Origin of the sequence: Janthinobacterium fluminis (assembly GCF_028595325.1) — a bacterium.
In the GTDB taxonomy this organism is placed as follows: Bacteria; Pseudomonadota; Gammaproteobacteria; order Burkholderiales; family Burkholderiaceae_D; genus Janthinobacterium; species Janthinobacterium fluminis.
In genome coordinates, this window is sequence record NZ_JAQQXR010000007.1 from 250,143 (window position 1) to 262,508 (window position 12,366).

Genomic DNA, 12,366 nt, shown 5'->3' on the forward strand with positions numbered 1-12,366 from the left:
GCCTGCCGGCGTTTCATTCCGTAGCGCCATCCGCCCCCGACAGGGGGCTTTTTCTTGTGCGCCGCAATAACAGCGCATGGCTGCGATCCAGGTCAACTATCCGCCGTTATTGTTATGCTAATCTTATGATTTTTATGAGATTTTTTCTATACAAGCTTGTTGATCGATGGCATATTAGCTGGGCTGCGAATAGCACGTCCGTTCGTTTGGAAGACACAAAAATATCCCTATCAGGAGACAAAATGCATCAAAGAAAATTCGCCTTGGCCATGCTGGCGGCGGCAGTGCTGGCCGGTTGCGGCGGCAACGGCAGCAAGGGCGGCGACCAGACCGTCAAGATCAAATTCAGCTCCCAGGTCGTGTTCGGCGACAGCCTGTCCGACGTCGGCTCCTACGCGGTCGGCACGGTGAAGCAGCTGGGCGGCGGCAAGTTCACAATCAATGGCGACAACACGGCCAGCAACGCCGAGCTGACCGGCAAAAACTGGACCGAGCTGATGGCGGCGCAACTGGGCTTGCCGGCGCCGTGCGCCGCCCAGACAGGCCTGAACGGCGACGTGAACAAGGGTTTCGCCGTCGCCGTCGTCAACCATGCAGGCTGCTTTGGCTATGCCCAGGGCGGTTCGCGCGTGACCAATCCCGTCGGCCCCGGCAATGCGCTGAGCGGCTCGCCGCTGGGCGCGCTGACGGTGCCCGTGTCGACGCAGATCGCCAACCACCTGGCGGCCGTCGGCGGCAAGTTCAAAGGCGATGAAATCGTCTTCGTCACGGTCGGCGGCAACGACACCTCGGCCCAGCTGGGCCTGCTGCAGGCCGGCGCGGCGAAAGCCGGCGCCAGCGCCGGCAAGACGGCGTTCGCGACGACGCTGGCCGGCCTGCTGGCCGCCGGCGCCGGCAATCCGGCCGCCGCCGGGCCGCTGATCGGCCTGGCGATCCAGACGGAAGCGGCGAAGCCGGGCGCCACCGACACCAGCATCGTCGGCGCCGCCGCGGCGGCCGCTTTCGCGCAAGGCAATGCCAGCGCCGCCGACTCCGTCTACGTCGGCACCCAGGCCGCCAAGGCCAAGGCCGCCGCCACCGCCGCCGGCACCCAGGCCGGCCTGGACTACGCCGCGGCCAACGGCCCGGCGGCCATCGCCGCGATGGCCACCGCCGGCACGGAAACGGCGGAGCTGGTGAAAACCCAGATCGTCGCCAAGGGCGCCAACTATGTCGTCGTGAACAACCTGCCGGACTTCGGCGGCGCGCCCGTCGGCAAATCGCAGAGCGCCGCGACCCAGGCCCTGATCGTGGCGATGGTGGACGCCTACAACGCCAAGCTGAAGGCCGCCTTGGCGGGCGAAGCCAAGGTCCTGCATGTCGACCTGTATGCGATCAGCCACGACCAGATCAACAATCCGGAGCCCTACGGCTTGACCAACACCCGCACGGCGGCCTGTGGCCCGAACCCGCTCGACTCCTCGCTCGGCTGCACCGGCAAGAACGTCATCGCCGGCGACGTCAGCCGCTACATGTTCGCCGACGACCGCCACCCGACCCCGTTCGAATATTCGCTGATCGCGCGCTACGTCGCCGAACAGATGATCGTGCGCGGCTGGATGTAAGGCGAACGGCGGCCCGCCCCGCGCGGGCCGCCCACACAACAATATAAAGAATCGGAGACACGCATGAAATTCAGCTTGAATAGCGCGGCGCAACTGCTGGCCCTGGCGGCCGCGATGGCCGCCGCACCGGGGGCGTCGGCGCAAAGCGCCGGCCAATGGACATTGAAGGCCGGCGTCAACAAGATCACGCCGAAAGTGACGAGCGGCGACGTGTCGGCGCCGGCGCTGCCGCACAGCAAGGGGGCCGTCAGCAGCGACACCCAGCCCGTGCTGATCGTCGCCTACGGCTTGAGCGACAACATCTCGGCGGAAGTCGACCTGGGCTTGCCGTACAAGCACACCATCAGCGGCGCCGGCGCCATCGAAGGCACCGGCAAGCTGGGCACCGTGGAGGCGCTGCCGCCGACGGCCTTCATCCAGTACCGCTTCTTCACGCCGGCGGCGAAAGTGCGGCCTTACGTCGGCCTGGGCGCCACCTACGCCTACTTCCAGAAGGCCACCGGCTCGGCGCAGATGACGGCGATCACCAACATCGGCGGCCAGGCCACCACCTTCAAGATCGACAACAAGCTGGCCGCGACCCTGCAAGCGGGCATCGTGCTGGCGCTCAACGAACGCTGGTACGCCGACCTTGCCGTCACCAAGACCTTCCTGAAAACCAAGGTCAGGTTCTCGACGGGGCAGACGCAGGACATGACGCTGGACCCGCTGGCGGTCAGCTTCGGCATCGGCTACAAGTTCTAAGGGGGCAACAGCCGGGGACAGACCACGATTTCCGAGAAATGTTTCTCGAAAATGGTGGTCTGTCCCCGGTGCTGTTAGCAGAAGGCCTGGATGCCGGTCTGGGCGCGGCCCAGGATCAGCGCGTGGATGTCGTGCGTGCCTTCGTAGGTGTTGACGACTTCCAGGTTGACCATGTGGCGGATGATGCCGAATTCGTCGGAGATGCCGTTACCGCCCAGCATGTCGCGGGCGACGCGGGCGATCTCCAGCGATTTGCCGCAGGAGTTGCGCTTCATCATGGAGGTGATTTCGACGGCGGCCGTGCCGGCGTCCTTCATGCGGCCCAGTTGCAAACAGCCTTGCAGGGCCAGCGTGATTTCCGTCTGCATGTCGGCGAGTTTCTTTTGCACCAGCTGGTTGGCGGCCAGCGGACGGCCGAATTGCTGGCGGTCCAGCACGTACTGGCGGGCCGTGTGCCAGCAATCCTCGGCCGCGCCCAGCGCGCCCCAGGCGATGCCGTAGCGGGCCGAGTTCAGGCAGGTGAACGGGCCTTTCAGGCCGCGCACGTCGGGGAAGGCGTTTTCCTCGGGGCAGAAGACATTGTCCATGACGATTTCGCCGGTGACGGAGGCGCGCAGGCCGAATTTGCCGTGGATCGCCGGCGCGCTCAGGCCGGCCATGCCTTTTTCCAGCACGAAGCCGCGGATCGCGCCCTCGTCGTCCTTGGCCCAGACGACGAAGACGTCGGCCACCGGCGAGTTGGTGATCCACATTTTCGTGCCCGACAGGGCGTAGCCGCCCGGCACTTTCTTGGCGCGGCTGAGCATAGACCCCGGATCGGAGCCGTGGTTCGGCTCGGTCAAGCCGAAGCAGCCTATCCATTCGCCGCTGGCCAGCTTCGGCAGGTACTTCTGGCGCTGCGCTTCCGTGCCGAATTCGTAGATGGGCACCATCACCAGCGACGATTGCACGCTCATCATCGAGCGGTAGCCGGAGTCGACGCGCTCGACTTCGCGGGCGATCAGGCCGTAGCTGACGTAGTTCAGGCCAGGGCCGCCGTATTGTTCGGGAATGGTCGGTCCCAGCAGGCCCAGCTCGCCCATTTCGCGGAAGATCGAGGTATCCATCTTTTCGTGGCGGAAGGCGTCGAGGATGCGCGGCGCCAGTTTGTCCTGGCAATAGGCTGCGGCGGCGTCGCGCACCATGCGCTCGTCGTCGCTCAACTGGTTCGACAGCAACAGCGGGTCGTCCCAGTGGAACTGTGCTTTACGGCTGGAATCTGCTTGGGTCATCGGGGGTCCTGGTCTCATTATGGTTGTTTGGCGTGACTAGTCTGGCTTGTATAGACTGCTTGGCCAAAACGCAATTCTAGCGCGTTTGCGTGCTGCCGAATTGCCCGTCATGAAAAATCAGCGAAGGCTGCGGCGTCAGCGCGCATTGCTCGACCTCGCCGACGAAGATCACATGGTCGCCCTCCGGATAGCGGCTGCGGTTGTGGCACTCGAACCAGGCCGAGACGCCCTTCAGGATGGGCTGGCCGGTGCGCGACAATTCGTAGTCGACGCCCTCGAAGGGGTTCGTGCTGCCGCGGCGCGAGAACAACTGGGCCAGGTGGGCCTGTTCGGCGCCGAGCACATTGATGACATAGTGCGAGTTGCCGCTGAAAATGGGCATGCTGTTGGCGCCCGCGCCCAGGCTCCACAGCACCAGGGGCGGCGCCAGCGACACCGAGTTGAAGGAGCTGGCCGTCAGGCCGCGGAAACTGCCGTCGGCCAGCCGTGTCGTGATGACGGTGACGCCGGTGGCGAACTGGGACAAGGCCAGGCGGAAGTGCGCGGCATCGAATTCGGGCGCGGGTGCGCGGGGAGAGCGTGTGTTCATAGGGTGCCTGTAGCTTTTTTGCTATTATGCCAAAGTTTTGGCCGGCGCGCGCACGGCGATGCCGGCGCGGGGCGCCGCCGCATGCTGCGCCTGCGCAATGGCGCAACAATAGCAAGTGCATCTGCCGGCGCTTTGCGTTACAGTAATCGACATGGTGGCCATTACTTGCTTGGAGCGCGACATGACAATGAATGGAACGACTGAAGTTGCCGTACTCGGCGGCGGCTGTTTCTGGTGTCTGGAAGCCGTCTATCTGGAAATGCGCGGCATCACCCATGTCGAATCCGGTTACACGGGCGGCCAGCAGGCCGACCCCAGTTACGAGCAAGTCTGCGCCGGCACCACCGGCCACGCCGAAGTGGTGCGCCTGAGCTTCGACCCGGCGCTGATCAGTTACCGCGACCTGCTGGAAGTGTTCTTCACGATACACGACCCGACCACGCTGAACCGCCAGGGCAACGACGTCGGCACCCAGTACCGCTCGGTGATCTATTTCCAGTCGCCGCAGCAGGAAGCCGTCGCGCGCCAGGTCATCGCCGAGATGGCCAACGTCTGGGACGGCCCCATCGTCACGCAGTTGCAGCCGGCCCAGACCTATTACAAGGCCGAGGATTACCACCAGGATTATTTCCGCCAGCACCCTTTGCAGGGCTATTGCGCCTTCGTCGTCGCGCCGAAAGTGGCCAAGTTCAAGAAAACCTTCCTTAACCGGCTCAAGTAAGCTCCCCATACATGTGGCGGCGCGACCACGGCAGCGCCGCCGTCGGCTGCCCCGCCTTGCCGCAGACGATTTGGTACAGGCTGATCCAGTCGTGCTCGAAGGCGTAGTGGCAGCCGGCCAGATAGACATGCCAGATGCGGAAGCGCTTGTCGCCGGCCAGGCGGCGGATCTCGCTCGCGCGCGCCTCGAAATTGTCGGTCCACAGCGCGCAGGTGCGGGCGTAGTGGCGGCGCAGATTTTCCATGTCGTAGGCTTCCAGCCCGCCCTGCTGCATCGCCTTGAGCACCTGGCCGACGTGCGCCAGTTCGCCGCGCGGAAACACGTAGCGGCCGATGAACTCGCCGCCGCCATAGGGCGTGCCGCCGTTGTCCGGGTCCGTCGAGGTGATGCCGTGGTTGAGCGCCACGCCGTCCGGCGCCAGCAGCGCGTGGATGGCGCCGAAATACTCGGGCAGGTGGCGCAGGCCGACGTGCTCGAACATGCCGACGCTGGTGATGCGGTCGAATTGGCCGCGCACGTCGCGGTAGTCTTGCAGGCGGATGTCGACCAGGTGGCCCAGGCCGGCGTCGGCCACGCGGGCGCGCGCCAGCGCGCACTGCTTTTCCGACAGCGTCACGCCGACGCAGCGGGCGCCGTAGCGCCGCGCCGCGCGCAGCGGCAGCGCGCCCCAGCCGCAGCCGATGTCGAGCAGGCTCTGGCCCGGCTGCAGGCGGATCTTGTTCAGAATGTGGTCGATTTTCTTCAACTGGGCCTCGCCCAGCGTTTCGTCGCCGCGCTCGAAATAGGCGCAGGAGTAGACCAGCTCCGCGTCGAGGAACTGGGCATAGAATTCATTGGAAACGTCGTAGTGGTAGCGGATCGCGGCGGCGTCGCCGCGCTTGTCGTGGGCCATGCCGCGCACCAGGCGGGCGAACCTGCCCTCGGCCTTGAGCGTCGCGCGCGCCAGCGCGTTGACGATGGCGATCATGTCGCGCGCCGCGCCGCGCACCTCGATGGCGCCCTCGACGTAGGCGGCGCCCAGGTTCGCCAGCGACGGCGTCAGCAGATAGCGCGCCGCCGACGCCCGCGGCAGCCGTATCGTCACGCGCGGCGCCTCGGCGGAAAAGTCGATGTGCTGGCCGTTCCACAGTTCGATGCGCAGCGGCAGGGCGACCTGGCTGCGCACGCCGGCGATCCAGGCGCTGAGTCGGTGTTGCACGAACACGATAGCCTCCGTGTGGACGGCGCGCCGCGCCGTCGGTTCAGAAACGATCTGACGCGCGCAGCGCCATGCTTACGGCTGCAAACGCTCGATCCGCCATGCGCCGTCGGCTTGCCGCGTGAACACGATGCGGTCGTGGAAGCGCGAACGGCGGCCCTGCCAAAACTCGATGCGCTCCGGCACCAGGCGGTAACCGCCCCAGTGCGCCGGACGCGGCGGCTGCTCGCCGGCGGCGGCGGCGACGGCCGCGAAATTCGCGTCCAGCGCGGCGCGGCTGGCAATCGGCGCGCTCTGCTGCGAGGCGATGGCCGACAGCCGGCTTTGCAGCGGACGCAAGCCGAAGTATTCGTCGCTTTCCGCCGCCGCCGTCTTCTCGACGCGGCCCTCGATGCGCACCTGGCGCTCCAGCTCGGGCCAGAAGAACAGCAGCGCGGCGTGCGGATTGTCGGCCAGTTGGCGGCCCTTGTCGCTGTCGTAGTTGGTGAAGAAGCTGAAGCCGCGCTGGTCGTATTGCTTGATCAGCACGATGCGCGAGCTGGGCCGGCCGTCGGCGCCGGCCGTGGCCAGCGTCATCGCGTTGGGCTCGTTCACCTGGGCTTTGAGGGCCTCGTCGAACCACTTGCCGAACTGCGCCAGCGGGTCGGCCAGCACGTCCGTTTCCATCAGGCTGGACTGGCTGTAGTCCTTGCGCAGGCCGGCCAGCAAGCTGCCCGGCGTGGCGGCGGCCGGCGTGTCGTCGCCGATGCCGCGGCGTTTTTGCATCGCCGTGCCCAGTTGCTCCATCTGCGCCGCGCTGAACAGCCGCTTGGCCATGGGCGCCAACTGGGTTTCCTCTTTCGCCATATGGCCCTGGTAAGCCTCGGCGAAACGCGCCACGTCGGCCGCCGACAGCGTCGCCGCGCTGCCGCTGGCGATGGCCTCAAGCTGCGCCTTCAGGCTGTCCCAGGCCAGATCCATCCGGCGGTGGTCGGCCAGGATTTCCGGCACCAGCGCCTGCAGCAGGGCGGCGTCCTCGCCCGTGGCGGTGGCTTGCAGCATCGGCATCAGGTTCTGCTCCTCGTCCTCGTGGTGCAGGTGGGCCGCCTTGTTAAAATACTGGAGCACCGCCTTCGCGCCTTGTTGCGCATCAAAGTTGGCGCCATACTGGCTCAGATGGCTCAGCAGGTTTTGCATGGTCGTAATTTGCTTGCGTATCTTGTCGTGGCAATGTTTCAGCACGGCGATAGGCTGGTCAAAGCCGGGGATGGTATCGAACAGGGGGACGGTCATATGCGCTTTCGTGGATACGGTCAAAAAAAGAGGCAACTTGTCGATTCCTTATGCCCGACATTTTAGAATATCCTGGTGGCCCCGTCCGGTAAAATGGCGCCATGAAATCAATCCCTGACGAAATTTTTCCATCGCCGGCCGGCGATATCGACTTCGAACGCCGTTTTGGCGGCATCGGCCGCCTGTACGGCGCCGCCGCGCTGGCGCGTTTCCGCCGCAGCCACGTCTGTGTGATCGGCGTCGGCGGCGTCGGTTCCTGGGTGGTCGAGGCGCTGGCCCGCAGCGCCATCGGCACATTGACGCTGATCGACCTCGACAACGTCGCCGAATCGAACATCAACCGCCAGATCCAGGCCACCACCGCCACCATAGGCCAGGCCAAGATTGCCGCGCTGGCCGAACGCATCGCCCTGATCAACCCGTTTTGCCAGGTTAAGCAGATCGAGGATTTCATCGCGCCCGACAATCTGCCGCAGATGATAGGCGGGCATGGCTATGATTATGTGATCGACGCCATCGACAATGCCAAGGCGAAGGCGGCGCTGATCGCCTTTTGCCGCGACCACGCGATTGCCCTGCTGACGGTCGGCAGCGCCGGCGGCCAGACCGACCCGACGCAGATCGACGTGCGCGACCTGGCCAAAACGGAGCAGGAGCCGCTGCTGAAGAAGGTGCGCAAGATTTTGCGCACCGAACACGGTTTCCCGCGCGGCATTAAGAACAAATTCAACGTCGATGCCGTGTTTTCCATGGAACCGCTGCAATTCCCCGACGGCGAGCAGGTTTGCGCGGTCGATGGCGAGGGCGGCAATGGCGTGACCGGCTTGAATTGCGCCGGCTTCGGTTCGAGCATGGCGGTGACGGCCAGTTTCGGCATGGTGGCGGCCGCGCATCTGCTGCGCAAGCTGGCTGACGGGGCGAAGTGAGGCCGGCGGGGCCGGCCTCAAGCGAGGCGGCGCGAGGCGACGATGCGGTAGCCTTCGTCCGTTCCAGACAAGGTCCCCGGCGACGTCGCCAGCACCAGCTCGTCGGCGCGCCAGCGTAGCGGCGCGAACCCCGCCGCGGCCGGCGCCGGCGCCTTGCGCGCCAGCGTCACGTGCGGGCGGAAGCGGTCTGCCTCGAACTCGGGCGCAAAGCCGTCCGCCGCCAGCAGCCGCATCAGCGCGGCGCGCAGCGCCAGCAGTTGCTCCGGCGCTTCGCTCGGGCCGGCCCAGGCGATGCGCTGGCCGCCAAAGTGGCCGTAGCGGTCCAGCTCCAGCGTCATGGCGCGGGCCGGCACCTGCCGCAGCACCCGCCGCAGCGCCAGCAAGTCCGTTTCGGCGCGCTGGCCGAGGAAGGCCAGCGTCAGGTGCAGCTTGCCGGGCACCTGCAAGTTGCCGGCCAGGCCAGCCTGCAGCTGCGTCAGCGCCGCGCGCGTGGCCGGGTCGGGCCAGAGCGCGAAAAAAAACCGTGGCCCCAACGTTGTCCTTGTCATGCGGCCCCTCGGGTTTGCTATCATGATGGCGCACTTTGCTCGGATGCACGCGAGCAGAGCTCCACCGAACCTCATTGAAAGAATATATCATGATGCGTGTTTCCGTTTTATTCGCTGTGATCTGCGCGGCCGCCGCCTCGATGGCGCAGGCCGCCGACAAGCCTGCGTCCGCCCCGGCCGCCGCTTCCGCCTCCGCCACCGCCGCCGTCACGTCCGCCACGCCCGGCCCCGTCGCCGACAGGCTGATCATCACCGACACCAAGGTCGGCACCGGCAAGGAAGCGCAGGCCGGCATGGACATCGCCGTCAATTACACGGGTTGGTTGTACCGCCCGATGGCCAAGGATACCCACGGCAAGCAATTCGACAGCTCGATCGGCCGCGGCCCGCTGCCGTTCAAGCTGGGCGTCGGCCGCGTCATCAAGGGCTGGGACCAGGGCGTCGCCGGCATGAAGGTGGGCGGCAAGCGCACCCTGATCATCCCGGCCGAGCTGGCCTACGGCGCGCGCGGCGCCGGCGCCGACATTCCGCCGAATTCGGCGCTGATCTTCGACGTGGAATTGCTGGAAGTTAAATAATCGAGCCTGCGTGGCGTTGCAAGCTTGTTTGTGGCAACGCCATTCGCAGCGGCGGAAAAACGCGGTAGACTCATCTTTCCCATTCCCTGCCGCGGAGTCCCCAGCCATGAATATTGCTCAAGACGTCACTGAATTGATCGGCAACACGCCGCTTGTGCGCATCAACCGCATGGCCGCCGGCGCGCCCGCCACCATCCTCGCCAAACTCGAATTCTACAATCCGGGCCACAGCGTCAAAGACCGCATCGGCCTGTCGATGATCGCCGCCGCCGAAGCGGCCGGCCAGATTCGGCCCGACACCATCATCCTCGAACCGACCAGCGGCAACACCGGCATCGCGCTGGCGATGGTGTGCGCGGCGCGCGGCTACCGCTGCACGCTGACGATGCCCGACACCATGAGCCGCGAGCGCCGCATCCTGCTGCGCGCCTATGGCGCCGAGCTGGTGCTCACGCCCGGCAGCGAAGGCATGCTGGGGGCGATCAAGAAGGCCGAGCAGATGGCCGCGGCCGATCCGCGCTACCTGATGCCGCAGCAGTTCAACAATCCGGCCAACCCGGCCATCCACCGCAGCACGACGGCCGAGGAAATCTGGCGCGACACCGACGGCCAGGTCGACATCCTCGTGGCGGGCGTCGGCACCGGCGGCACCATCACCGGCGTCGGCGAGGTCATCAAGGCGCGCCGGCCCGGCTTCCGCTGCATCGCCGTCGAGCCGGAGGCGTCGCCGATGCTGGCCAAGGGCATCAAGGGGCCGCATCCTATCCAGGGCATCGGGGCCGGCTTCGTGCCGGCCGTGCTCAACACCGCCATCTACGACGAGATCATCGGCGTCAAGAACGACGACGCCTTCGCCACCGCGCGCCTGGCGGCCCAGCAGGAGGGGCTGCTGGTGGGCATTTCCTCGGGCGCCGCGCTGTGGGCCGCGCTGCAGGTGGCGCAACGGCCGGAGAATGCCGGCAAGCTCATCGTCACCGTCATCCCCTCCTACGGCGAGCGCTACCTGAGCACGGCCTTGTTCGCCGGCCTGGACTGAGGCGCCCGCCCTAGGGGCAGATATTTTCACGAAAGGTCAGTATGTCGTTTTCGCCGTATCCCGTGCCGCGCAACCCTTGCTGGCAAGCCGCCGGCGTGCTGCTGGTGGTCGCCATCGGCCTCGCCTCGCGGGCCTTGCCGCTGTTTCCCGCCGCGCTGGGCAAATATCCCGGCGACGCCCTGTGGGCGCTGATGATCTTCGTCGCCCTGGGCGCGCTGTGGCCGGGCGCCCGCGGCGCCAGGCTGGGCTGGGCGGCGCTGCTGATCTGCTACGCCGTCGAACTGAGCCAGTTGTACCAGGCGCCCTGGATCCGCCAGATCCGCTCCCACACGCTGGGGCATCTGGTGCTCGGCTCGCATTTCGGCTGGATCGACTTCATCGCCTACACGGTTGGCGTGGCCATCGGCGTGCCGCTCGACGCCTTGGCGCAGCGCCTGCGCGGGCCGGCCCCCGGCTTCGCCCCGGCGGCCCCTGAACAGATACAGCGCCGGTAAATTTCGACCGGTACAGTTCCGCCGGGCGGGCGCTGTGACGGTCACAATATCAAAACGCTGCATCTGTTATGCCCGTCCCCCAGCCCTTATGCTGGTTCCCTCGCAGCCGCCGCCGGCGGCTGCCGTTTGCCCACGGGAGCGCAGCATGCATATCAAGGATTTTTCCCTGTCGGCAGTCATCGCCGGTTTCCTCGCCGTCTTTGTCGGCTTCGCCGGGCCGGTGGCCATCGTCTTCCAGGCCGCCAAGCTGGCCGGCTTGCCGGCCGACGTCACCTCATCGTGGATCTGGGCGATATCGATGGGCAGCGGCATTGCCGGCCTGCTGCTCAGCTGGCGCCTGAAAATGCCCGTGATGGCGGCCTGGTCGACGCCCGGCGCGGCCCTGCTGGTGGTGTCGCTGCCGGTGGTCGGCATCCACCAGGCCGTCGGCGCCTACATCGTCGCCGCCTTGCTGGTGCTGGCCCTGGGCCTGTCGGGCGCGTTCAAAATGCTGCTGGCGCACCTGCCGAAAGGCATGGTCGCGGCGATGCTGGCCGGGGTGCTGTTCAATTTCGGCGTGCAAGCCTTCGTCTCGATTCCCGGCCGCCCGGCGCTGGTGTTGTCCGTGCTGCTGGCCTTCCTGCTGGCCAAGCGCCTGGCGCCGCGCTACGCCACCGCCCTGGCCATGCTGGTCGGCGCCGTCTTCGTGCAGGCCAGCGGCGACAACCACCTGGGCGCCGTCGCGCTGAGCTACGCCACCCCCGTGCTGATCGCGCCGGAATGGTCGTGGCACGCCGTCCTCAGCGTCGGTTTCCCGCTGGCGCTGGTGACCTTGAGCGGGCAGCACGTGCCCGGACTGGCGGTGCTGCAGGCGTCCGGCTACCAGCCGCCGGCCCGGCCCATCGTCGCCCTGACCGCCTTCATCTCGCTGCTGTTTGCGCCGTTCGGCGCGCACGCCGTCAACCCGTCCGTCATCGCCGCCTCGATCTGCACCGGCGGCGAGGCGCACGCGGACCCGGCCAAGCGCTACGTGGCCGGCATCGTCGCGGGACTGGTGTATCTGGTGATTGCCGTGTTCGGCGGCACGCTGGCGCAACTGATGGCGGCGCTGCCGAAGGAATTGGTGATGACGCTGGCCGGCCTGGCCCTGGTCGGCTCGATCACCTCCGGCCTGGTCGGCCTGGTCGGCAACGAAGAGCACCGCGACGCCAGCGTCATCACCTTCCTCGTCGCCGCCTCCGGCATGAGCCTGCTGGGCCTGGGGGCGGCGTTCTGGAGCCTGGTGCTCGGTGGCGCCGCCTACCTGATACTGCACCAGCGCTGGGGCGTCCTGGCCAGATTTTCCGCCGCAAGAAACGGCGTCTGAGCCGGCGCAGCGGGGCGCCGCCCCGCTCCGCCGTGCCGAC

Annotated in this window: 13 protein-coding genes; 8 read left to right on the forward strand and 5 right to left on the reverse strand. The window is 66.7% G+C overall.

The annotated features are described in order from the left end of the window. Positions 1–242: 242 nt before the first annotated feature. Both OIK44_RS18770 and OIK44_RS18775 read left to right on the forward strand, forming a co-directional pair. Positions 243–1,604 carry an SGNH/GDSL hydrolase family protein gene (locus OIK44_RS18770; protein WP_273672895.1) on the forward strand — a complete coding sequence of 454 codons (1,362 nt, stop codon included), beginning with the start codon at positions 243–245 and terminating at the stop codon, positions 1,602–1,604. 63 nt (positions 1,605–1,667) lie between these two features. Then, positions 1,668–2,348, forward strand: a complete 681-nt coding sequence (locus OIK44_RS18775) for an OmpW/AlkL family protein (RefSeq protein ID WP_273672897.1) — start codon at positions 1,668–1,670, stop codon at positions 2,346–2,348. A gap of 74 nt (positions 2,349–2,422) precedes the next feature. Here OIK44_RS18775 and OIK44_RS18780 read toward each other — a convergent pair whose 3' ends face one another. Both OIK44_RS18780 and OIK44_RS18785 read right to left on the reverse strand, forming a co-directional pair. Further along, positions 2,423–3,619 (reverse strand): acyl-CoA dehydrogenase, encoded by a 1,197-nt coding sequence (locus OIK44_RS18780; protein ID WP_273672898.1) that lies wholly within the window; start codon positions 3,617–3,619, stop codon positions 2,423–2,425. 76 nt (positions 3,620–3,695) lie between these two features. Continuing rightward, entirely contained in the window at positions 3,696–4,208 is a 513-nt protein-coding gene (locus tag OIK44_RS18785) for a flavin reductase family protein (RefSeq protein ID WP_273672899.1), read from the reverse strand. A gap of 181 nt (positions 4,209–4,389) precedes the next feature. On the opposite strand from OIK44_RS18785, the gene msrA reads away from it, so the two are divergent. Then, the gene (gene msrA, locus OIK44_RS18790) at positions 4,390–4,929 is read left to right on the forward strand and encodes a peptide-methionine (S)-S-oxide reductase MsrA (RefSeq protein WP_273672901.1); all 540 of its coding nucleotides are present in this window, start codon (positions 4,390–4,392) and stop codon (positions 4,927–4,929) included. Here the strand turns inward: msrA and OIK44_RS18795 are convergent. Further along, positions 4,922–6,133, reverse strand: a complete 1,212-nt coding sequence (locus tag OIK44_RS18795; protein WP_273672903.1) for an SAM-dependent methyltransferase — start codon at positions 6,131–6,133, stop codon at positions 4,922–4,924. The two genes, msrA and OIK44_RS18795, sit on opposite strands and share 8 nt — an antisense overlap. 69 nt (positions 6,134–6,202) lie before the next feature. Further along, positions 6,203–7,399 carry a pyridoxamine 5'-phosphate oxidase gene (gene pdxH, locus OIK44_RS18800; protein WP_273672904.1) on the reverse strand — a complete coding sequence of 399 codons (1,197 nt, stop codon included), beginning with the start codon at positions 7,397–7,399 and terminating at the stop codon, positions 6,203–6,205. Positions 7,400–7,500: 101 nt separating this feature from the next. Here pdxH and OIK44_RS18805 point away from each other — a divergent pair, with 101 nt between their 5' ends. Beyond that, positions 7,501–8,325 (forward strand): tRNA threonylcarbamoyladenosine dehydratase, encoded by an 825-nt coding sequence (locus OIK44_RS18805; protein ID WP_273672905.1) that lies wholly within the window; start codon positions 7,501–7,503, stop codon positions 8,323–8,325. Between the two features lie 17 nt (positions 8,326–8,342). On the opposite strand, the gene thpR is transcribed toward OIK44_RS18805, so the two are convergent. Further along, positions 8,343–8,858: an RNA 2',3'-cyclic phosphodiesterase gene (gene thpR, locus OIK44_RS18810; RefSeq protein WP_273672907.1), complete on the reverse strand. Its 516-nt coding sequence runs from the start codon at positions 8,856–8,858 to the stop codon at positions 8,343–8,345. A 104-nt stretch (positions 8,859–8,962) separates the two neighbouring features. Between thpR and OIK44_RS18815 the strand changes: the two genes are divergently transcribed. From OIK44_RS18815 to OIK44_RS18830, 4 genes are all read left to right on the forward strand, one after another. Then, the gene (locus OIK44_RS18815; RefSeq protein WP_273672909.1) at positions 8,963–9,451 is read left to right on the forward strand and encodes an FKBP-type peptidyl-prolyl cis-trans isomerase; all 489 of its coding nucleotides are present in this window, start codon (positions 8,963–8,965) and stop codon (positions 9,449–9,451) included. 106 nt (positions 9,452–9,557) lie between these two features. Beyond that, positions 9,558–10,487, forward strand: coding sequence for a cysteine synthase A (cysK, locus tag OIK44_RS18820; RefSeq protein WP_273672911.1), 930 nt, complete (start codon positions 9,558–9,560; stop codon positions 10,485–10,487). Between the two features lie 41 nt (positions 10,488–10,528). Further along, complete coding sequence (locus OIK44_RS18825) at positions 10,529–10,981, forward strand: ribosomal maturation YjgA family protein (protein ID WP_273672912.1); 453 nt, start codon at positions 10,529–10,531, stop codon at positions 10,979–10,981. 145 nt (positions 10,982–11,126) lie between these two features. After that, the gene (locus tag OIK44_RS18830; protein WP_273672913.1) at positions 11,127–12,326 is read left to right on the forward strand and encodes a benzoate/H(+) symporter BenE family transporter; all 1,200 of its coding nucleotides are present in this window, start codon (positions 11,127–11,129) and stop codon (positions 12,324–12,326) included. The last annotated feature ends 40 nt before the right edge of the window (positions 12,327–12,366 follow it).